General features: G+C 67.5%; 21 protein-coding genes and 1 pseudogene. 11 read left to right on the top strand and 11 right to left on the bottom strand.

What is annotated here, in order from left to right:
* Positions 1-21: 21 nt before the first annotated feature.
* Positions 22-618: an RBBP9/YdeN family alpha/beta hydrolase gene (locus BMY89_RS02705; protein ID WP_092374232.1), complete on the top strand. Its 597-nt coding sequence runs from the start codon at positions 22-24 to the stop codon at positions 616-618.
* A 370-nt stretch (positions 619-988) separates the two neighbouring features.
* Here the strand turns inward: BMY89_RS02705 and BMY89_RS02700 are convergent, their stop codons facing one another.
* The 4 genes and pseudogenes from BMY89_RS02700 to BMY89_RS02680 form a co-directional block, all read right to left on the bottom strand.
* Complete coding sequence (locus BMY89_RS02700) at positions 989-2,590, bottom strand: right-handed parallel beta-helix repeat-containing protein (RefSeq protein ID WP_092375449.1); 1,602 nt, start codon at positions 2,588-2,590, stop codon at positions 989-991.
* Between the two features lie 325 nt (positions 2,591-2,915).
* Positions 2,916-3,212 carry a hypothetical protein gene (locus tag BMY89_RS02695; RefSeq protein WP_092374229.1) on the bottom strand — a complete coding sequence of 99 codons (297 nt, stop codon included), beginning with the start codon at positions 3,210-3,212 and terminating at the stop codon, positions 2,916-2,918.
* Positions 3,209-3,550: pseudogene (locus BMY89_RS31440) on the bottom strand (hypothetical protein); the annotation flags it as partial. The pseudogene BMY89_RS31440 and the gene BMY89_RS02695, both read right to left, overlap by 4 nt.
* Before the next feature lie 327 nt (positions 3,551-3,877).
* A complete protein-coding gene (locus tag BMY89_RS02680; protein ID WP_092374223.1) occupies positions 3,878-5,074 on the bottom strand; it encodes a helix-turn-helix domain-containing protein in 1,197 nt (398 codons plus the stop codon).
* 415 nt (positions 5,075-5,489) lie between these two features.
* On the opposite strand from BMY89_RS02680, the gene BMY89_RS30225 reads away from it, so the two are divergent.
* Entirely contained in the window at positions 5,490-5,834 is a 345-nt protein-coding gene (locus BMY89_RS30225) for a hypothetical protein (protein WP_170147592.1), read from the top strand.
* Between the two features lie 216 nt (positions 5,835-6,050).
* On the opposite strand, the gene BMY89_RS02675 is transcribed toward BMY89_RS30225, so the two are convergent.
* The gene (locus BMY89_RS02675; protein WP_111313793.1) at positions 6,051-6,362 is read right to left on the bottom strand and encodes a hypothetical protein; all 312 of its coding nucleotides are present in this window, start codon (positions 6,360-6,362) and stop codon (positions 6,051-6,053) included.
* Between the two features lie 582 nt (positions 6,363-6,944).
* The gene (locus BMY89_RS02670) at positions 6,945-7,226 is read right to left on the bottom strand and encodes a hypothetical protein (protein ID WP_139217886.1); all 282 of its coding nucleotides are present in this window, start codon (positions 7,224-7,226) and stop codon (positions 6,945-6,947) included.
* Between the two features lie 403 nt (positions 7,227-7,629).
* Here BMY89_RS02670 and BMY89_RS30780 point away from each other — a divergent pair, with 403 nt between their 5' ends.
* The 4 genes from BMY89_RS30780 (at position 7,630) to BMY89_RS02650 (ending at position 11,655) form a co-directional block, all read left to right on the top strand.
* Positions 7,630-7,914, top strand: coding sequence for a hypothetical protein (locus BMY89_RS30780; protein WP_092374217.1), 285 nt, complete (start codon positions 7,630-7,632; stop codon positions 7,912-7,914).
* Between the two features lie 1,308 nt (positions 7,915-9,222).
* The gene (locus tag BMY89_RS02660; RefSeq protein ID WP_232521016.1) at positions 9,223-9,600 is read left to right on the top strand and encodes an immunity protein Imm33 domain-containing protein; all 378 of its coding nucleotides are present in this window, start codon (positions 9,223-9,225) and stop codon (positions 9,598-9,600) included.
* Positions 9,601-10,305: 705 nt separating this feature from the next.
* Positions 10,306-10,833, top strand: coding sequence for a hypothetical protein (locus BMY89_RS02655; RefSeq protein ID WP_092374211.1), 528 nt, complete (start codon positions 10,306-10,308; stop codon positions 10,831-10,833).
* 126 nt (positions 10,834-10,959) lie between these two features.
* Positions 10,960-11,655, top strand: a complete 696-nt coding sequence (locus tag BMY89_RS02650) for a proteasome protein (RefSeq protein WP_092374208.1) — start codon at positions 10,960-10,962, stop codon at positions 11,653-11,655.
* 893 nt (positions 11,656-12,548) lie between these two features.
* Here the strand turns inward: BMY89_RS02650 and BMY89_RS02645 are convergent.
* Positions 12,549-13,136, bottom strand: a complete 588-nt coding sequence (locus tag BMY89_RS02645; protein ID WP_092374206.1) for a hypothetical protein — start codon at positions 13,134-13,136, stop codon at positions 12,549-12,551.
* A 195-nt stretch (positions 13,137-13,331) separates the two neighbouring features.
* Between BMY89_RS02645 and BMY89_RS29755 the strand changes: the two genes are divergently transcribed.
* Complete coding sequence (locus tag BMY89_RS29755) at positions 13,332-13,715, top strand: hypothetical protein (RefSeq protein WP_139217885.1); 384 nt, start codon at positions 13,332-13,334, stop codon at positions 13,713-13,715.
* Here BMY89_RS29755 and BMY89_RS02640 read toward each other — a convergent pair.
* The 3 genes from BMY89_RS02640 to BMY89_RS02630 all read right to left on the bottom strand — a co-directional run bounded on the left by BMY89_RS02640 (position 13,647) and on the right by BMY89_RS02630 (position 15,440).
* Complete coding sequence (locus BMY89_RS02640; RefSeq protein ID WP_092374203.1) at positions 13,647-14,525, bottom strand: hypothetical protein; 879 nt, start codon at positions 14,523-14,525, stop codon at positions 13,647-13,649. The genes BMY89_RS29755 and BMY89_RS02640 overlap by 69 nt on opposite strands.
* Positions 14,526-14,565: 40 nt before the next feature.
* The gene (locus tag BMY89_RS02635) at positions 14,566-14,748 is read right to left on the bottom strand and encodes a hypothetical protein (protein ID WP_139217884.1); all 183 of its coding nucleotides are present in this window, start codon (positions 14,746-14,748) and stop codon (positions 14,566-14,568) included.
* Between the two features lie 224 nt (positions 14,749-14,972).
* Complete coding sequence (locus BMY89_RS02630; protein WP_175510266.1) at positions 14,973-15,440, bottom strand: DUF4259 domain-containing protein; 468 nt, start codon at positions 15,438-15,440, stop codon at positions 14,973-14,975.
* A gap of 226 nt (positions 15,441-15,666) precedes the next feature.
* Between BMY89_RS02630 and BMY89_RS02625 the strand changes: the two genes are divergently transcribed.
* The 4 genes from BMY89_RS02625 to BMY89_RS30765 all read left to right on the top strand — a co-directional run bounded on the left by BMY89_RS02625 (position 15,667) and on the right by BMY89_RS30765 (position 18,262).
* A complete protein-coding gene (locus BMY89_RS02625; RefSeq protein WP_092374194.1) occupies positions 15,667-16,215 on the top strand; it encodes an aspartyl/asparaginyl beta-hydroxylase domain-containing protein in 549 nt (182 codons plus the stop codon).
* A gap of 674 nt (positions 16,216-16,889) precedes the next feature.
* Positions 16,890-17,321: a hypothetical protein gene (locus BMY89_RS30775; RefSeq protein ID WP_232521015.1), complete on the top strand. Its 432-nt coding sequence runs from the start codon at positions 16,890-16,892 to the stop codon at positions 17,319-17,321.
* Positions 17,322-17,413: 92 nt separating this feature from the next.
* Positions 17,414-17,935 carry a hypothetical protein gene (locus BMY89_RS30770; protein WP_232521014.1) on the top strand — a complete coding sequence of 174 codons (522 nt, stop codon included), beginning with the start codon at positions 17,414-17,416 and terminating at the stop codon, positions 17,933-17,935.
* 111 nt (positions 17,936-18,046) lie between these two features.
* Complete coding sequence (locus tag BMY89_RS30765) at positions 18,047-18,262, top strand: hypothetical protein (protein ID WP_232521013.1); 216 nt, start codon at positions 18,047-18,049, stop codon at positions 18,260-18,262.
* Between the two features lie 165 nt (positions 18,263-18,427).
* On the opposite strand, the gene BMY89_RS29750 is transcribed toward BMY89_RS30765, so the two are convergent.
* Positions 18,428-18,961: a hypothetical protein gene (locus tag BMY89_RS29750; RefSeq protein WP_139217883.1), complete on the bottom strand. Its 534-nt coding sequence runs from the start codon at positions 18,959-18,961 to the stop codon at positions 18,428-18,430.
* Positions 18,962-19,198 lie beyond the last annotated feature (237 nt).

The following is a 19,198-nucleotide window of genomic DNA, read 5'->3' as shown; positions in this document are numbered from 1 at the left end:
CGTCGCGCTACCCTCCCGGGCATGACGCGTCACCTTGTCGTGCCCGGTCGAGGAGTTCCCTTCCCAGACCACTGGTCGCGCGGCTGGGTCAGGGACTATCCGGAGTACCAGTGGGCGCCCGAACCGCCCGGGCCACCGTACGTCGCCGCCGAACGGGTCGCCGCGCTGCACGCTGCCATCAGCGCCGACAGTGAGCCCGCGATCCTCGTGGCGCACAGTGCGGGATGCCTGACCGTCGCCGTCTGGGCCAGCCAACACGTCGGTCCCGTCCGGGCCGCACTGCTGGTCACGCCGCCGTACCTGGATCCGGACTGGACCCCCGACCCGCACGAGACCGTCGATGTCTTCATCGACCACGTGCCACGCGAGCCACTGCCCTTCCCCTCGATCCTGGTCGCCAGCCACAACGACCCACATGCCACGTTCGAGCAATTCGAAGCGTACGCGCGAGACTGGGGCTCGGAGCTGTTCGACGCGGGCGCGGTTGGGCACCTGGACTCCAAGACCGGGTTCGGCGCGTGGCCCGACGGCGAGCGCCTGGTCCGATCGTTGAGCCAGCCCGTTTCACACCAGGCCGGGCAGCCGGCAGCTGAGTCGGCGGTCCGAAGGAAGCGCTGACACGCGAACCTCGCATCGCACCCGCCCCTACGGGAGCAGGACGATCTTTCCGACGTGACGCCTGCGGGCGAGTTCCTCCTGTACCCGAGCGGCCCGGTGCAGTGTGCATCGCAGACCCGACGACGCCTGCTGCGCGGTCCACGACGTCGTGCGCTCCCGCCTCGCGCACAGAGTCGATCTTTCCTGCGCGCGCTGATGGCGAGCACCCTCGCGCCGCGCGCCCGGGCGATCTGCACCAGCGCCGACTCCAAACCGCCGGAGGCCCCCGAGACCAGGACGACGTCCGATGGGGAGTTCCCGGTGTGGTTGCCACGGAGGCCCCCGTCGGCGATGTCGGCGTCACCGGTGACGCCGACATCGCCGGCACTCGTTACGGGGTCACCACTGCGCCGCCGAAGGTCACGACGAGACGACCGTCGGACGCGAAGGACCAGCCCAGGGTGCCGGAGTACTGGGCGCACCGGGAACCGTTGGTGCCGGACCAGAACTGGTTCGAGCTGTCGGAGTTGCCGATGATCCGGTCGTTCGAGCCGCCGTTGCACGAGGTGTTGTTCCGGAACACCGAGGAGCCGCCGTCGAAGTTGAAGTTGCGCTCGGCGTTGCCGAAGTTGGCGTTGTTCGACACCGTCATCGTGCCGGGGTTGCGGTTGTAGGTGAACCCGTGCTTGCCGTTGTCGTAGGCGATGTTGCCCCGGATCGTGTGGTTCACCGCGATGTCCTCGCCGCCGAGCTTGAAGCCGTTGCGGTCGCCGTTGCCAGCCTGCCCACCGTTGCTCAGGGTGCCGTTGCGGTAGGCGAGGGAGGACTCGATGGTCACCGCGCCGATCGCCCCGGTGTCGCTCTTGGTGTAGAGGTCGTAGCCGTCGTCGATGTTGTTGTGGGCCACGGTGTAGCGGAAGACGTTGCCGGGGCCGACGGTTAGCTTCGGGGCGAACCCGTCGGCGTCCTCACCGTCGGAGTCGACGTTGTCGTGCGACACCGTGCTCACCACGAGGTTGTTGGAGGGCCACTGGTCGCGGGGCGCGTCGGCGATCAGCCGGGAGAGCTGGAGCCCCGAGTCCCGGTTGTGACGGGTCACCGTACGCTCGATGATGTTGTTGTTGCCGGCGAGCAGGATGCCGTTGTCCCCGGCCCGCTCGACGATGATGCCGCGGATGTGCCAGTACGATCCGCCCAGCGCGAGGCCCCGGTTCGCCGGATCCTCACTCTGCGCCGAGAAGTTCAGGATCGGGGTCTCACCCGCGTACGCGAAGATGTTCTTGCGGGCGCTCGACGTGCCGTTGTTGCCCTGACCGATGGTGATGGTCTGCGAGTAGCGGTAGGTGCCGCCGCGCAGGTAGATCGTCCCGCCCGCGGTGATCCGGCTGATCGCGGAGGTGAGCGTGGTCGGGTTCGCCAACGTTCCGGCGGCGCTGTCAGTACCGGCCGGCGCCACGTACAAGGTGCCGCTCGACGGCGGCGGGGTCGTCGGCGGGGGTGTGCTCGGCGGCGGGGTGGTCGGCCCGGTCGTCGGCGGCGGGGTGGTCGGCGGTGTCGTCGCGCCGGAGGCGTACGTCTCGAACTCGGCGATCCTCGGCGTGCCGGTCGCGCCGGTGATCTCGAAGTTGATTTTGCGCAGCGAGGTGGCGGCGAAGGTGATGACCCCGGCCCCGGTACCACTGGCCAAGGTGGCGCCGGTGTCGTTGTTGACGAGCCGCCAGGAGCCGATGACCCCGACGGCACCGGCCGCCTCACGGATGTTGACCGAGGCGACCGTGGTGGCGGAGCCCCACTTGACCGAGATGCGGCCGGTCGAGCCGCTCGGCGACCAGTGGGTACCCAGGTCGCCGTCGATCACATTGCCGTAGCTGGTGCCGCTGGCCTTGCTGGAGCCGTCGGCACCGGCCCCGAGACTGAGGTTGGTCGCGTTGGCGACGACCGACGCGGCGGCGGAAACGTCGACCGCGCCCGACGCCTGGGTCATCGGCAGCATCGCAGCCACCACGGCTGCGGCGGCCAAGGCGGTGCCGCCGGCCAGGAGCCTGTGTCGCACTGTAGTTCTCACTGTTGGTCTCCTTGGGGGTGAGCGCGGCGCGAGGCTCTGCCTGCACGGCCCGACACCGCATGGGGCCACGTGTCAACGTTCTCGACCTGAAAATAGAGTGAAACGTCGATGTAACATCAGGCTAGGAAAGCGCTTGCTTGCGACGCAAGAGCAGGGACGTGCAGGTTTGTTGCAGAACGATGCGGAGGAACTCGACCAGTGACCTCCTCGTGTGGACTGTCGGCAAGCCGGTCGGATCCGGTGTCGTACGAGGTCATCCAGCCCGGTGACGCTCGTCCCGGCCGTATTCGACCGGCACGGTTGCTGTACTTCGCTGCTGTACTTCCGGCGGTTGCCTGGTCCAGCCGACGAAGCGCCGGTGTAGTGCGCCGGCTGGTGCCCACGGCATGTCCTCGGCGGCCCGGACGAGGTAAGCGCCGAGGTACAGGGCCAGCGACACCGGCGCGTCGGCGTACTCCGCGCGTAGCTCCCGCCTGCGCGTGGGGCAGGGCCAGGGCAGGTCGCAGCCGCCGCAGCTCCAGATCGGCAGCACCGGACCGTGAGTGGTCACCGCACACCGCCCAGAAACCGGGCCACGCTCGCGCGGGCCTGCCGGCTGGTCGCCCAATCCACCTGCCAGCACGGGTACGGCGACAGCCGCGACCACCACACCCGGCGGCCAGCGCACATGCCATCGAGCCCTCGAACGTGCACCGCAAGGATCGTCCGCTCCGGCCCGCCGGTCACTGCTCGCCCTCCTGGGGCCAGTGCCCACGATTGATCGGGATACGGTGCCGAGCACGGCACGGCAGGTCGGCTCCGCACCGGCAGACCCGCCGCCACAGTTGCCACGACCACACGGGCCGATGCCGCCTGGCAAACGTCAACGCGGTGGCCGACAGGTACTCGTCATACGAGACGCGCCTCTCCCGCGACATCGACGTATCCTTGCCCGCTGCCGGATGCTGTTGTACGCCTCGCGCCTGGTCCAAGAGCCGCCGCCGGGCGGCATCCTGCTCCATCGTCTGGATGCGCTGGCCGAACCCCGACGCCGCCGGCGGCGACGGGAAGTACCGGCTGACTATTCGCCGCAGGAGTCCAATAGCCACCGCCATCTGTCCGGCCCTCCCTCCTGAGGACACGGAGGGCCATCTGCTGATGTGCCTCGATCCGCGCCCGAGTGCAGAGGCCAAGCCTCACGCCGAGCGAGTTGTCGATCCAGAAGGTGACTGTCCGCTAACCAGGTGTGCTGTCCGCTGCTGGTCGACGTCCCGGGGCGTATTCGATGCACAGTTCACGCAATGTCGCGGCCTCAGGTGCCCCCGACTGCTCCACCTTCGCCAGCAACTCCGCAGCCCGCCACCAGTTCGACGGCACCACCCGCCCGGACGCCACCGCCTGCACTCCCAGGGCTACCGCCTCATCCGGCTGGCCGGCAGCGACCAAGGCAAGACCAAGGTCGAGACGAGCCGACGCAGACCGGCGGGGCCTCGCTCCCCCATCACCGTGCGGATCCAACTCGGCCAACACCGCCCGCGCTACCTGCTCGGCACCGGGGTCACCCGCCCACGCCAACGTCGTGGCCGTGTACGCGGCGGCCTTAGCCGGGTCGTAGCGATAGTGGTGCTCGGCCCGCTCGGGAACAGGCAGATTCGCCGTCAGCCGCTCAACCCGGTCCAACGCGCGTCGGGTCGCACCGACGTCCCCGATCCGCGCCCAGGCACGGGCCTCCTGAGCTGTCGCCTGGATGCGGGCAGAGCTGCCCTTCGGGGCAACCCGCTGAGCTTGATCGGAAAGATCGAGTGCCGTCCGGTAGTCACCTTGAGTCAACACGTCCCAGGCCCGGGTTTCGAGACACCATGCCTGGATCTCGCCATGCTCCGCATGCTCGGCAAGATCACGAGCAGCTCGCAAGTGAGCAGCCGCAGCAGTCCGCTGCCGCAGGTCGATGTGGACGGTCGCCCGCAGCACCGCCAGCCAGCCTCCAGCAACCAACAACCGCCGTCGTTGAGCAAGCGTGACCCGTCCATCCAGCAACCGGCCCACATAGGCGAGGTGCCGCCGCACCAACGGTAGAAGGTCCGCCGGAGCCATCGTCGGATAGGAACTGGCAAGGTCGTCAACGCCCTGCTCGATCCGGTCGAGCGCGTCTCTGCTCACGTCACTGGCGGCGACTCTCGCAAGCAGCTCGCCGGCCTCGGCCGCATGGTCGACCGGCGCATCGACCAGGCCAGCAAGCACGCCTCCCGCATCGAGAATCTGGTCCAGGTGGCGCGCCGTGTCCGCTGTCGGGGCCTTCAGCCCTGTTTCCAACTCGTGCAAATGACTCTTACTCCGGTGAGCGAGCTGCCCCAGGGACCGAAGCGACAGACCACGCCGCTCCCGAAACTCACGCAGAGCTACGCCGAAGCGCGGATCGACGGATGAGGCCATAGCGCCGCTCCAAGCTCACCGGGCCAGGCGAACTCACCCGGCCGCCACCCCATCGACCGTACCCTCAACGTCGCATGCCGTTGACCCCTCGCTTGTAAGTTCTGAGCACTTCGTCTGGCGGTGTCCGTCCGCATCCGCGACCTCAGGCCATTATGCGCGGACGGCAGTCGGCGGCTGTCCTCATGCCGCCTCGTTGCTGTCACCGTTGCTGTCGACAGCCCGCCCTGCGAGGTGGTGGGTGCGCCAGCGATCCCTCGGACCAGCCCTGACCGCACCAGCCGACGGCCATGCTTTACAGGCCGTCGGCTTGCCAGTCACTATCACCCCGCACCTACTGACCCAGGTCCCCGCCGACCATGACCCTTCACCAACGCCTTCGGTTCTGTCATGGACTGACGGCTTCTGGAGGTAGAGCATGCTCTTCAAAGCCGTCGTTGCGGTGCTGATGATAATTGCAGGGCTGGCTGCAATAATCTGGGTGGCCAACTGGCCCTTCAGCACCCTCTGGGAGAAGGACCTCACTGCCGAGCAACGTCGCATTAACGCCGCACACAATCGGCGTCATCATCGCGGTGTGGCGCGCATCTTGTTGCCCGGTCTTGCCGTCATCTTCGGATTTGCATCGGTAAGCATTTTGTCAGGCCCGAAAAGTGATTCATTCGCGGCGGTAGTCATGGGCGTCTGTTCGGCTGTGTGCGCCGGCATTTTCGGTGCCCTGATCAAGAAGGGCGGCAGGCGACGGTCTTCGCCACGGCGATGAACTCTTTGGCTCAGAGCAGCACCTCACGCTTGTCTATCCTGGAGCGACCAGCTTGCCATCCCGATGCTCCTATGGATATCAATCCGGCGACTCCTTGACCCCCAGGCAACCAACACAACCGCCTGACCTGCTCCCCCGCGACAGCTGAGCTGCGAGATCTGTCCTCCGACGTCCGTGGTTGTCCGCCGACGTCGGTCCCGGTCGTCACTCAGTTAGTCACCCGGTCACCGGGACCTCGTAGTCCCCGCATAAGCCGGTGACCTCATCACCCTGAGGGTCGTAAATAACCAGGCCGTACCGCTCCGCCAGGTCTAGGACGACGTCTACCGCCTCGCTGCCTCGCGGTGAGTAGCTGATGTTCATGCTCACGTGGTCGATGCCGACACCGACAGGTGCTGACATCCAGGGCGACTCCGGGTCGTACGGCGGATGATCTGGGAAGCGCGCACCCAGTTCCTCGTAGAAGGAGACGATCCGCTGGTCAAGCTCACCGTCTCGGTGTTCCATGCCGGTGCAGTGATCGGCCATCTGCCGCACATCGTCTGCCGTCGCGGAGGCTCGACCGACAGGACCACAAGGTCAAACTCACCGCTACATGCTCCCTGACCAGAAGCGGCTCCGTCGACCTCTACCCCACCGTCAGTTTGGAAAGTGCCTTGAACTTGTCCTCGGCACCGCTCCAACAGTGCGCGACCTGGTCCCTTCGTGACGCCATGCGGCGGGCGACGGTTCGGTGTGTGCCGTTGTCGACCCCTCTTGACCAACCGAACGGGCACGCGTCGGGCACGCGGCCCGCTTCCGTCGTTGCAACTCCACCGCGTTCGGACTTGGCCGGCCTGGCCGATGCCGGCGCTCGCGCCGCCAGCAGGCCAGGGCTGGGCTCGGCCCTCGCCCGACTGCTTCGTCCTGAAGGAACTTCAAGGGCAGCAGCACCAGCGCCGATACGGGCTGCGAGCTGTAGGGACCGTCCACGGACGTCCGTACTTGTGTCCGGCCGGGTGCTTGCCGGTCGTCACCCGGTTAGTCACTCAGCAGCCTGGTTGATGGCGACTCGTGATGTCGGCATTGCACGGAGCAGTGCACGGCGAACAGGCGGCCCGCCGTAAGCGGCTAGCGGAAGCCTGGGCTGAAAGCGTCTCGCCACAGCATGATTACGAGATCGTCCCGTTGAAGTTTCCACTCGAAATACGCCAAATAGCGCACTGGCGACACACAGATGAAGCCCAGAAGTATGACCGATGGCCAGATCGGCCATAGGCGGTCAAAGTCGATAAAGGCCAGCGGCAAGCTCACCGTCGCTAATCTCAAGTACCACACGGCAAGGCGATAGGGCAGCGTCGTTCGGGCGTGCCGGGTCGTCCAACCGTGGTCGCTCGTCTCCGGTTCAGACACGGCAGCAGGGTAGCGCGAGGCTCCATCCTCGATGGCCCCGACGCGACGTTGCACGCTCAGCTTGGGATCGGGTTAAGCCGCGGCTCCCGGTCCTGGTGTCAGCTGGTCGTCGATGCTCGGGCAGCCCGATTCAGCGCTGCGATGGACCTCCGTTGGCCGGTGTTGACGGCTGCATCGGGCACGGATCGGGCACGGATCGGGCACGGAGTCAGGTACAGGCTGAGGCTTGACCCCTGCCGCGCAAAGGCGGCTCAGTGCACACTGCGCTTGCCGATCGGTGTCGGCGGTTGGCCTTGGCGCGTAAGGAATCTTGCTGCCCTATGTCAGCGGTTGTCGATAGTTATCGCGTCTGGCTGACTTTGGGCTGACGAAGATCCCCGCGCCTGGCGTATAGGATAGATGCGTGATCTGGATTGACGGCCACCAGTACGGCACCGCCGCCGAAATTGCCGACCTTCTTGGTGCCGACATCTCCGCCGCTCGGGTGCGCGACTGGGCGCGACGAGCCGCCGATCCAGACGACCCGCTCTACGGCCTCCTTACTCGCTACCACGTACCTGGTCGAGGTCGGGGCACCACCTGGTACCGGTGCGACGAGGCTGCCTCTGTGGAGCGTACGACTCGTCTCACCAAGGGCGGGCCGGCTCGCGTTGTTTGCAAGTGGAAGTACACGAGCGAGCCAGGTTGACAGGCGTGGAGCGACGAGTCATAGTCATCACACATCCAAACTTCAGGTGGAGTGTGCCCGCAGCCCGGAACGCGACAGCGTCCGGGCTGTAGTCGAATCGGGGCGAGGTAGAACCGCCCACGGCCACGGCATGACTACCTGAAAAAGTGCTCGCTGGTTAAGCCGTACCGCCGCTGCGGGCCGGCTGGCTCCGCCGCGCGCTGACCTTCCCGCCGTTGTTGCTGAGACGATCAGCGGCGGCCAACTGTCGGCTAAGACGTGAAGCTCCAGCAGCGCTAATCCCATTTCAGAACCCCGAGTGGACCTCGGGGTTTTTTCATGCCCTGAAACGATCTTGATGGAGGATCTGTGCCTACTCCTGGACGTTCGTGGCGCACGAATGCATCGCCGTCGCAGCGGCTCGCGCGGATCACTCCCGGTGCGGGCCTGCTCGGAGGAGGCATCGCCGCCTGGCTGGGCTCGGAGACTGGGAATCCCCTCCTGGGTCTAGTCGTGGCGGCTCTCCTGGCGCTGCCTGCGCTTCTCATCTCCACCCTCGTAGCGGTCGTCATACTCCGCCGTCACGAATCCGTCGACGACCGCATCAAGCTGATCAAAGCCCTAGCGGAGTTCCTCAAGTCGCGCTGACGGCCCGGGCGCTGGCATAAGCAGAGTGTGAAAGAGGTCTGAATGCAGTCACGGCGTAACGAAGCCAACTACCGCGCTCACCCCGGCTGCCGCCATCCCGTCTGCCGTCGACCCGCCCTCAGGGGGAGCGGGCTGCCGCCCGGCCCGCCACGTCAAGAGGACCTTGACGGCTCGTACGGACGCTGGCGGGCCGGGCGGTGGTCTGCTCGGCTTGCCCGGGTCGATGGCAGGCGGGATGGCCTACCGCAACCACCCGCGGACCGCAACGCGCCGATGGGGTTGGTGCCATCTCGGAGCCCGAGCGCCCCCGACGGAGGCGCAGTAACCGCAACCCCGCGACCGCTGCCAGCTCGCCGATGCGGCCGGCGTGCACTCTCCTACGCCGCGCGGGCTCGTGGCCGCGCGGCCCGGCCGGCTGCCGGCCCACCTCTCACCGGTCAGTGGTCTGTCGTTCTGCGGCGGCCCCTTGGGCTTCCCGCTTCCGCGCCAGCCGCCGGGCGTGTTGCGGGGCCGGAGTCGGAGCGCCAGCGGAGCGACGGACGCGCGCCCAGGCGGCGGCGCGTGCGGCCCGTTGCGGGCCGCCTTGATAGACGTACAGAAAGTCAACCCAGACCAGCCGGCAGCCGGCCGGTGCCGTAGTCCGGTTGACCTGCGACGGTTTGACTTCACATGATGTGCGACATGATCAGTTGGCGTCGGCGTCTGCCGGGCTTCAGCGTTTCGGCGGTGCAACGCGACGTGTGTCGACGATTCGCGGTCGAGCCATCGCCGCCGACCCCGCATACGATGGTCGGCTTCGCACTCTCGCGTCCACGCGAGTTGGAGCCGCTCAACGCCCTGCGGCACCCGGTCGCCGGCAACAGTAACGGCTGGTTCGTGTGGCGTGGCCCCGACATTCCCCAGGATGACGACAAGTTCTTCGCACCCTTGCATATTGAGCACCTGGACGAATACGCGCCCGAACTTGGGCCGTACCTTGCACTTCCGCCAGGTTGGGGCGTGGTGCTGGCACCCGACTACGAGGATGTCTGGTACGACGAGACTCTCCTCGATGTCTGACTCCGGCTCGACGGCACCAGTTCCGTAGGCAGGCCACTTCTAGCCGGTCATGTAGCGCATCATCACGTCCCTCAGCCCGCGAGGTCGCGGCGGATTGACGTGTCGGCACCCGGTGGTCCCTGATCGCTGGACTCGACCATTGAGACGCGGAGCGGCCTTCTTGCCGCTGACGCGGGCCAAGTCCCGCCGGCCCTCGGATCGCCCCGGCCGCTGTGCCGGTCTCCCGAATTCAATGAGCGGCCCAACACGGCCTTCCACCGTCCACGATGGCTCGGATTCGCTCACCTGCCAGGGTGGGAAGCGTGCGGCAATCCCCGCCGGGTACCGGCATCCCAGGCTCCCACCTGTGCCGGCCCAAGCACGTCTACGAGCACGAGAGGACGTATCGGCGGAGTGTTGTACATCACGATTCCGCCCTCCGGCGTGAGCCGCCCTTCCGGCGGGCCAGGAGACACGACGAACACCACCAGCGGACCCACGTCCTGACCATGGCTCAGGCTGCGACGTGAACAACGCGACAAGGCCCGAGCGCGGCTCTCGCCGCCGCGTCAGGCACGGCCACGGCAGACCCGACGTCGACCCGCGAGTCGCCAGGCAGATTTCTCCGGCATGCCCGCTTCTCCGGGCGACGAGCGGGCTCTCCCTACGATCGGCGGCGTGTCGACCGCAGGGAGGCCACGGGTGTCCGGGCGCAAGAGGTCTCAGATGAGTGCGGCGGGGGTCATCGTCGTCTCGGCGGTTCTCATCACCGCTGTCATCATGAGTGTGTTCCGCAGCGGCGAGACGCTGGCCGCGCTGCTCGATCTGGTGTGTACCGGGTCAACCTGCCCAGCGGTCGGCCTCGCCTTCACCGGCTGGGCCATCGTGGGCGGGCCGTTCCTGCTCGCCGGCCTGATCATTCTGATCTCGACTTCGGGCGCAACAGCCCGGTACGCGATGCTGGCGTGTGTGGGCCTGGGTGTCGTCGGCTTCACGATCGTGTACGCGGGAATCGACACACTCCACGGCACCTATCCAGACTTCGTACCGCTCCACGTGGGCACTACCGCAGCGGTGCTCGCGTTGATTCTGGGTGCCACGATCAGCGGCGGCCCGGCACACCACAGCTGGGAGCGGCCCCGCTACTCCTCGTCGGCCCGGCTGCCGTCGGCGGCGATGCCGCTACTCGCGGTGGGTGTCTGTGAACTGCTCGCCCTCGCCGCCGTCCTGGTCTGGGTCACCGCGTTCCGCTGACCGAGAGTCCCTCCTGCGCGGGACTCGCGTCCGGGGCAGCGAACGGGCCGCCACCTGTCGGGGTGTAGGCAGGCGGGATGCCGGGTACCTCGCGCCCGACCCCGTATCCCTGCCCAGGAGGATCCCATGACCGTCGTACTCGCCGTTGTCTGCAGCGACGGGGTGGTGATCGGCGCGGACTCCCAGATCACCGATAGCGACCGCGGTCTGAGCTTCCCCGCCCAGAAGCTGCACCCGCTGGGCTCCTGCGCCGCCTGGGGCGGCAGCGGCGCGCGGGGAGTACTCAACGACCTGCGCCCCCTCCTTCAGGACTCGGCCACCGCCATCCTCGAAGCACCCGACATCGGCGGCGAGTTGCAGGAGCGCGTCCTGCCCGTCTTCAAGAAGCACTACGAGAACTACATCCCGGACGTGCCCGGCGAGGACGACGGCGGCGGGGTGTCGGCGTACGTGCTCGCGGCCGGCTACAGCCAGGGCGGGCCGTGGATCGTGGAGATCAACCCCAACGGGCTCATCGGCCGTTACGAGGACGTGGGCTTCCACGCCATCGGCTCCGGCGCGCCCATGGCCCAGCAGGCCGGCGCGCTGCTGTCCCACTTCCGGATGACCACGCGCACCGTCGAGTACGGCGTGGTGGGCGTGGTACGGGTGCTGGAGGCGCTGGATCGGACCTCGCCGTCGGTCGGCGGGCCGTTCAGCGTCGCGTGCATCCGCGAGGAGGGCGCCCACCACCTCGACGAGAAGGAGATCGCCAAGGCGCTGAAGGACTCCCAGCGCTGGCGCGACCTCGAACAGGAAGCACTCGACCGGCTGTTCGACTGACGTCGGCGGGTGACGGCGACGACCGGCATGGTGGCGGCCGTCGGGGTGTCCACCGTGACCTGAGGGCGAGTTTTCGGCTCGGGCGGAATGCCGGCGAACTGGCCCACGAAGCCTGGCGGCACACGGCACACCCATCGAGCCGCGCAACTTCCAACGCTCCTGGCAGACCCGCGGCCAGGAGCATGAGCCAGTGCGAGGTTGCCGACCTGCGCGCATCACCGCACCGCGACCACCGCACCGCAGGGCATCCGGGGGCTCGGCCCCCGGAGCAGAAATTACGAGGCCCCCTGTTCCGCGCATTCTGCGGACAGGGGGCACCTGGGGACTTGTGGGCGATACTGGGATCGAACCAGTGACCTCTTCGGTGTGAAGCGGGACGCGGCGCCGACTCTGACCTGCAGAAACAAGAACCCGCAGGTCGTGGGGGGTGCAGTTGAGTGCCGTTCGATGCCGTTGGGCGCGGTTCAGGGCCGTTCAGCCCACCCGCCTGCTCCCACGTTGCTCCCCGATCCCCGGTAGTCGGCTGGCATCTTGGCGCGTCGCTTCGGCGCGTCTCCGAAGCAACAGCGCCGAGACTGACGGGCACTCAGCGTGACCGGTGTGCTGAGACAGCGCGCACGGTCGGCGGCATGTCCGTGCACGTCCGGCGCCAGCAACGGCGGCTTTGTCGGCTCCGTCATGTGGAACCGACTGTGCCTATCGGATACACGTCTGCCTGGACCCACCGGGCAAGCCATCTCAGATGTCACCTATCGGTGCAGCAACCCATGGTCAGACCGGTGATCTCGGGTGGTCGAAGCAAACCCGACTGTCTTCTCTCGAGGTACGGCCGGACTGGCCGACTCGTAGCGGCAACGGCCTCGGCGGCTCGCGCCACACGCAGACGCAGCCGGTCATCCAGTGCCGGTGGCGGCGTCTGCGCCGCCCGGCACGTTCTCTCGGCGGTCGGCCTCCGCGGCTTTCCGGACGGCGAGCAGCCGGCTGGGCACGACCACCACCGCGTACAGCGCGGCCATCCGCACGCCCAGGGCCCGGTGCGGGTGCGGGTGGCCGTGCCGGGCGAGCCGCGCCAGCCAGCGTCGCTCCAGCCGGCGGCCGGCCGCGGCGACGCCGACGGAGACCGCCCCGGCGGTGGCCAGCACGACGGCACCGGCCAGGACAGCCTGCCGCCGCGCTGATGCATCCCCTCCGGCCGGCTCACCGGCGGGGATCCTGATACCGGCGTCCACGAACGGCAGCCCTGAGCGGGCGCCCGGGATCACCGACTCGGCGGTGCCCGCGACGTCGGCGCGGATGGCACGGACCCCCGGGATCGCCACGGCAACGGTGACCGCCGCCAACGCCCCACGGGCGATGCGCCGGCGGGCCGGGGGCAATTCGGCGGCGGCGATCCAGGCGCCGACGGACGCGACGTCAAGCCCCGCCTCGGCGAGAGCGCGTAGATAGAGCCGCCAGGCGACGCCGGTCGGGATGCTGGTCATCCCCCCACCGTAGAAGCCAGAATCCACCGCCGCGCACCGGCGGCGGCATGATAGTGCGGTCGATCTTGGGCGCCTGTGGCCGATGCTGGTATCCCTGTACCTACTGGTGCGCAACAACCAGGTCAGCCGACCTTGTGAGGTCGCCGTCACCGGCACCGCCGACGGGGTTGGCATCAGCCGATGAAGGAGCACCGCATGAGCGCGCCCGAGCATGCCGTCATCGTTTGCTACCCCCTGACAGGCGGTGGCTTCGGTGAGGAGCAGGAACGGCAGGCAATCTACGACCTCGCAAGCCGTCTGGCAGACGCTGTCGGGGCCGCTGATGCCGGTGACTTCGACGGCCAGGAGTTCGGCGGCGGTGAAGCGGTCCTCTACGCCTACGGCCCCGACGCCACCCGACTCTTCGCGGCGATGGAGCCGCAGCTAAGAGCCTTCAGCCTCCGGCGGGCATTCGAACCTTCCCTACCCGTTCTGTGTGTGTTGCGACGGCGGCTTGGCCGGCCCGCTCAGCTAATGAGCTGGTGCGTCGAGGTTGACCGGGGGCAGTTGGTCCAGCAGCGTTGCGGTCAGCCCGCGTAGCTGTGCGGCGGTGAGTTCGGGCAGTTCGGCGATGCTCTCCTGGGCGATGTCGAGCATGATGAGGGTTCGGGTCCTGGCGTCGGCGTCTTTACACCAGACGTAGCAGCGGTAGGGCGGTGGATCGCCGTCGTGGAGTCCGTTAGCCAGGATCGGTAGCACGACGTGTCGCTCGCCGGGAGCGACGCGGTCGGCGATCGCGGCTTGGTTGAACGTGGCGCCCCAGTGGTGTTCGGCCGCGACGCGGTTGAGTTCCAGGAGTTGGTCAGTGGTGACCTTCCGTGGGACCCGGTCGCGCAGCGGGATCACGCCCGGCGGGTGGTCCCAGCATTGGTTTCGGCTCCTGTGCAGCCAGTCTTCGAGGGCCTCCAACTCGATACGCGGGAAAGGCCCGGCGTGCCACTGCTCGGCATAGCGGCGCTCGCCGAGGGCAGTCAGTAGCCGTCGAGCCGCACCGGCGATCGTGTTCACCACCGTGGTCATGTCGGTCTCAGTACTGAAAACCGGAGTCCCCTCGTGCTCGGGTCGGCTGGGGAACTGGCTGTTGAACCGCAGGACGGTCAGCTCGACCGCGTCGTCGTGCTCGCCGCCGCGGCGCAGGATCCAACGGTATTCGCCTGGTTCGGCTTCCCAGCTCGCTGCGGCGTACTGGTATCCCTGCACGAGCTTGACGAGGGCGTACAGCAGGTCGTCGAGTGCCGGGGTGAGGTACGACGCGGTCATGTGCGCCTCCTGTCCGGCGTCGTCACGGATGGTGGCGTACGCCCATCCGAGGTGGCGGAGCTGGTAGTCGAATTCGATACGGGGGGTCATACGGCCACCTCGTGACGTCGGCATCACATTGCGCGGGTAGTCAGCAGCCCCGCTGCCACCAGGGCAGGCGGGCGGACGCGAAGGAGTCGGCAACGGTGCCGCCCAGGCCGGTCTCATCCAGCAGTGCGACGCGTCGGTGCAGCTCACGTACCGCAATCCGGGGCAGCATGTTGAGAACGAGTTGGAGCCCCGGGTGATCCCGGGCCGGGTTGGCAGTGGTCACACGGCCCCCGGTCCCGCCGTAGCCGCGCGCGGGAACGTCCGCGATGTCAGAGGTGGTACCCAGCCACAACCAGGTCGGTGAGCTCGTCGAGGTCCGTTTACAGTCGGAAACCAGCGGATGCTTGTCGGATCGTTCGCCGGCGACCTCACCGTTGAGCTTTGCAGGCCGACGACGGCGGCCGACGACAGGTCATCGCGGCACGAGGCGATCAACGGAATGACCCCTCATCGGCTTGTCCGAACTGGGCGCCCTGACTCGCCCACACGCTCTGTCGCCGCTCCGAGGATGGCGATGAGGTTATCGATGGTCTGCTGTGCCTCTAACCGGTCGGTTTCGGTGGTCCAGCCTTGATGCCAGGGCCCGCCGGGACTGGCCACGAAGTGCAGCGCTTCGAGCGCGCATGCGGCGAGGCCCGCCATAGGCTCAGGCAGTTTCACCGCGCTCGAGTCGGACACTTGCGCAAGACGGTGCTGTAGGTGCTCCCCGCCGGGGAGAGCCGCGGCCACGAAGGCTGCCACCGCGACTACTTGATCGGGAAAGAATTCCCGCCAGAGGAGGTCGCGGTTGGCAAGGACGTAGCCGAACATATGCCGCAGCACCGCGGCGTGCTGCTGCGGCGGTCGCTCGGCGACATCGTCAAGGAAGTCCAACGCCCCGTCACTGCCGAACGGACCGGGTCCAAAAGTGCCCATGTCACCTCGCCTCGGCGGACGCTCCCGAATCCAACACACGAGCATGGTTCCACAGGTTCGCGCAGCGAGTTCCCGGCCATCCGCTCATTGGCAAGATCGGGTGCACGCACATCGGCTACGAGCGTGCGCCTATCGGTGGAGGTCCGAACAAGGGCCCACCATGATTTGGCTCCACGCAGCGGCGTCGTTGCCCACACCACCCGACGTTGGTGCATCATGGTTTCTCATGTTCGTGGACCAGCGGCAGTTCCCCTTCCTGGCTGACCTTCGGGCACGGTGGGATGCCGTCCGGGATGAGTGCCTTGCTCTGCCGCTTGAGACCTACCAGCCGTGGGTCCAACGCGAGATGTACGGGCAGGGCTGGAGCGTCTATGGACTTGTCGCCTTCGGGGAGCGGATCGAGGAGGCGCTCGGAGCATGCCCGAACACCGCCTCCGCGTTGGCGAAGATCCCTCACCTGACGACCGCTGGGTTCTCTCGGATGGCTCCTGGCACCCACATCAAGCCACACCAGGGATGGGTTACCACCGTTTACCGCGTGCATCTCGGACTCGTCGTGCCGCAGGACTGCGCGCTGCGAGTGGGTGATGAGACCCGGCAGTGGCGCGAAGGGAAGACCTTCGTCTTCGACGACACCGTCACGCATGAGGCGTGGAACTACGGCACCAGTGACCGCGTCGTGCTTCTGTTCGACTTCGTCCGTCCCGGCTGTGAGGACATGCCGCAGGATGAATTGCCGGCCTCGGTGGCCGGTTTCGTACGGCGCGGCGGATGAGCCAGACACGCTCGGTACAGCGCGGTACGCCGCCATGAGCGCGCACGTGATCGAGTGGCCCCGAGGGCCATGCCGCGCTCGATCGGCGGCCAGGTCCGGACACCTGCGCGTCATCCGGGTGCTCAAGTAGATAGCGCAGGAACGTCGGATACTCGCTATGGTGCTCGCGGACGTGGTCGGGACCGGCAGAGGTACGGATGACGCTGACTATCAAGGGTTCACGACACATCACCGTAGATGGCGTCGCCTTCCGCTGGTCGGTTCGGCGTAGACCGACCTACTGTCAAGCCAATGGCTGGTCTCCGCTGACCTTCGTTGTCGAGCAGGCGGAACAGCCAGGCGCCCTGCTGGTCGCATCGCTGCCCTGCGCCCATCCCGGCAACTGGTTCGGATTGCCGAGCCAGCCGGTGCTACCCGCGATGGTGGCTCTCGGTGTCCGTCAGGCTCTGGCCGCCAGTTGGCGACCCTCGCGACCAGGGCCCGCCTTCAAGATATTCCTGCACGACTCGTCGCCCGCCTGGTGACGGTGCCGCGAAGTCGGAAGCCGCACGGGCTGATGAGAGTGAAGAACTCGGACGTGAGGTCGACTACTTTGGCTTTCGGCGCCGGGCTTCCGTGCGGTTCACCGAGGACGAGGCCGTGGTTGAGTTGCCTGGTTCGTTGATGATGTGTGGGTGTATCTGCGCCGTCCAGTCGGCTCTCGCGTGTTCGCGGTGGTTGTCGCGGCGTTGCTGCTGGGGTCCGTCGGTTATCTGTTCAGCCTGCAGTCCACTGTCCGCGCCTCGATGTCCGGGCGGCTCTGCGCTGGCGTGCTCTCGCTGATCGTCCTGCTCACGGCGGCCAGTTTTCTTCATCACGGGTTGCAGCGGTTTCAGGTTGATGTCGACCGACACGGCTGGACGGTGCGGATCGGCCGGTACCGACGTGACCTGCGATGGGCCGAAGTCTCAGCGGTGGTGGTTAAAAACCGGCAGATCGAAGGGCGGGGCCACCGCCGGGCGGGCCCCGCGCTCTACCTGGTACCAGAGCTGGGCGTCAGTCTAAATGTGCCGAGTGACCTGCGAGCCACCGTGGACGGGCGACCGGCGATCGGCTGTTCGACCTGACCGACCCGAAAATCGAGGAGAAGCAGTTCGTCCGCGACCTGGCGAGTCTGGCCGGTGACCGCCTCGAGGTTCGGGTCCACCGCCTCAACCTGATGCTGCTGAGCGAGGACGCCCGGCAACGGCTGAACGGTGGGAGGACTCTCCCCGCCTTTCCACCTGGCGCGCAGGGCGTGCGGACGCAGCGCTGGCTGAACCGGCGGCGCTTCCTGGTGTTCGTCGGCTGGTACCTGTTCGCCGTCGTCCCCGCGTTGCTGCTCACCGGCGTCACGGCCCGGCTGCACGAGGTGCTCGGCGCCGCGGTCGCGGTACTGGGCCTGTTCGCGGTCGTCGCCGCGTACGCCCAGTTCGTCACGCTGTTCAGCGATGCCACCGACCTCGTCGACATCGAGGTGACGATCGCCGGCACGGAACTCGTTCGCGTGATCGGCGACCGCACTGACCGCGACGACATGCATGGCGGCACAGTCGTGGTGCTGCCACCGGGGGCGAAACGCGGCTACGGCAGGGCGTGGCTGCTCGGGTTCCCGCACACCGTGGCGCTACTCAGCGATCCACGCACCGGACGGCTTCGCCACCACGACGACCTGCACGGCCTGTCGGCAGTACTGCACTAGTCGCCACATGACACCGACCGGACCGCCGCCCGGGACATCGACAGCCTCGCCCTGCGGTCCCAGGTCGGCGACCCGACGGAGCCGGACGGCGCCGAGTACGCCCGCCTGTGGATGTCCCTGACCAAAGCCGGCCGCATCCTGCCCTGGGCCGTCGTCGTGGGCTCAGTCCTGCTTGCCGGCGGCTGGATGCTGGAGAGCACCCACTACCTGGGCGACGCGGTCATCCTCATCGGTGTGCCTGTGGCGACCGTCTGGGCGATCTACGCGCTCTACCGGATACTCGCGCTGCTCTGCGCGGCGTGGCAAGCGGTCCGGAAGAACCACTAACCAGCTTCGTGCTCTTGACCACGCTGGCGGACGTTCCACCCGCAACCACCCGCCAGTTCGCCACGACAGGAGCGGCAGCCCACGAAACGGCCACCCGGCGCTGCGCCTTCTCGCGGCATGTCAGTGCGGTGGGAGACGCCAGGAGGAAACACGGCCGGATGGGCATCACGGCCTGAAGCGCGTGGGGCCGGTGGCGCAGAACGATGTGGTCACCGCTCCCCCGCCAGGCAGGCACTGGCCATCAGCCAACGCTCTGTCCCGCAGCGGCTCACCGAGATCGACCTCATAGGGAACCTGATCGTTGCCGGGGCACGCTGCGGCACCGGGCTGCTTCGGAGCGACGCTGAAAGCCACGACGACCTCAGACTCGCTCTTGTGAATTTCCGGCGCCAGGACCTGCCCCGTGACCCCGCTGTTGCAGCCGAGTCGCGAGACGAGGGCAATGAACTTCGTGGACGATCTCTGAAGGCTCTGGTCCGGACCCAGACTCCAGACAGCAGCATCGCCGCCCGCGATCAGCGGTGTCGATGTACTCGACTGGGGCTCAGAGATTTCACCTGATCTTGCGTTGGATGGTTCATTGGCGGCGGCCCCACATGCCGCCGTCAGGGTCGCCAGGGACGCCCACACCAACACCGAGGCAAGTCGAAGTCGGGTCACCACGTCTATGAGACCTGATGCCGCCACCATCGGTTCCACCTGATCTTCGGAACACACGGATCTCGGCAAAGCCGCGAGCGCTTGCTACGGGCGGCGCCGGCAGCACGCCATCTGCGGCAGATCCGTGCGTGGCGGCTCGCGTTTTGGCACGTCGCTTCGGCGCGTTCACGAAGGAACAGCGCCGGAACTGATGGGTACTCAGCATGACCGGTGTGCTGAGACAGCGCGCGCTGTCGGCTGGCAGAAGCGTGCATCGTGGCGCTGGCCGCGAAAGCC

Origin of the sequence: Micromonospora phaseoli (genome assembly GCF_900109115.1) — a bacterium.
Lineage (GTDB): Bacteria > Actinomycetota > Actinomycetes > Mycobacteriales > Micromonosporaceae > Micromonospora > Micromonospora phaseoli.
Note: the sequence above shows the minus strand (reverse complement) of the source record. Positions and strands in the feature narration are given on the sequence as shown.

Bases quoted from the DNA above. Each gene is read 5' to 3' on its own strand.
- BMY89_RS30770 (WP_232521014.1), top strand. From the start codon at position 17,414: ATGCTGCTGAGCGAGGACGCCCGGCAACGGCTGAACGGTGGGAGGACT.
- BMY89_RS02700 (WP_092375449.1), bottom strand. From the start codon at position 2,590: ATGCTGCCGATGACCCAGGCGTCGGGCGCGGTCGACGTTTCCGCCGCC.
- BMY89_RS02705 (WP_092374232.1), top strand. From the start codon at position 22: ATGACGCGTCACCTTGTCGTGCCCGGTCGAGGAGTTCCCTTCCCAGAC.
- BMY89_RS30225 (WP_170147592.1), top strand. From the start codon at position 5,490: ATGCTCTTCAAAGCCGTCGTTGCGGTGCTGATGATAATTGCAGGGCTG.
- BMY89_RS02680 (WP_092374223.1), bottom strand. From the start codon at position 5,074: ATGGCCTCATCCGTCGATCCGCGCTTCGGCGTAGCTCTGCGTGAGTTT.
- BMY89_RS02675 (WP_111313793.1), bottom strand. From the start codon at position 6,362: ATGGCCGATCACTGCACCGGCATGGAACACCGAGACGGTGAGCTTGAC.
- BMY89_RS02645 (WP_092374206.1), bottom strand. From the start codon at position 13,136: ATGACCAGCATCCCGACCGGCGTCGCCTGGCGGCTCTATCTACGCGCT.
- BMY89_RS02630 (WP_175510266.1), bottom strand. From the start codon at position 15,440: ATGGGCACTTTTGGACCCGGTCCGTTCGGCAGTGACGGGGCGTTGGAC.
- BMY89_RS02660 (WP_232521016.1), top strand. From the start codon at position 9,223: ATGATCAGTTGGCGTCGGCGTCTGCCGGGCTTCAGCGTTTCGGCGGTG.
- BMY89_RS02640 (WP_092374203.1), bottom strand. From the start codon at position 14,525: ATGACCCCCCGTATCGAATTCGACTACCAGCTCCGCCACCTCGGATGG.
- BMY89_RS02655 (WP_092374211.1), top strand. From the start codon at position 10,306: ATGAGTGCGGCGGGGGTCATCGTCGTCTCGGCGGTTCTCATCACCGCT.
- BMY89_RS29755 (WP_139217885.1), top strand. From the start codon at position 13,332: ATGAGCGCGCCCGAGCATGCCGTCATCGTTTGCTACCCCCTGACAGGC.
- BMY89_RS02625 (WP_092374194.1), top strand. From the start codon at position 15,667: ATGTTCGTGGACCAGCGGCAGTTCCCCTTCCTGGCTGACCTTCGGGCA.
- BMY89_RS02650 (WP_092374208.1), top strand. From the start codon at position 10,960: ATGACCGTCGTACTCGCCGTTGTCTGCAGCGACGGGGTGGTGATCGGC.
- BMY89_RS30765 (WP_232521013.1), top strand. From the start codon at position 18,047: ATGTCCCTGACCAAAGCCGGCCGCATCCTGCCCTGGGCCGTCGTCGTG.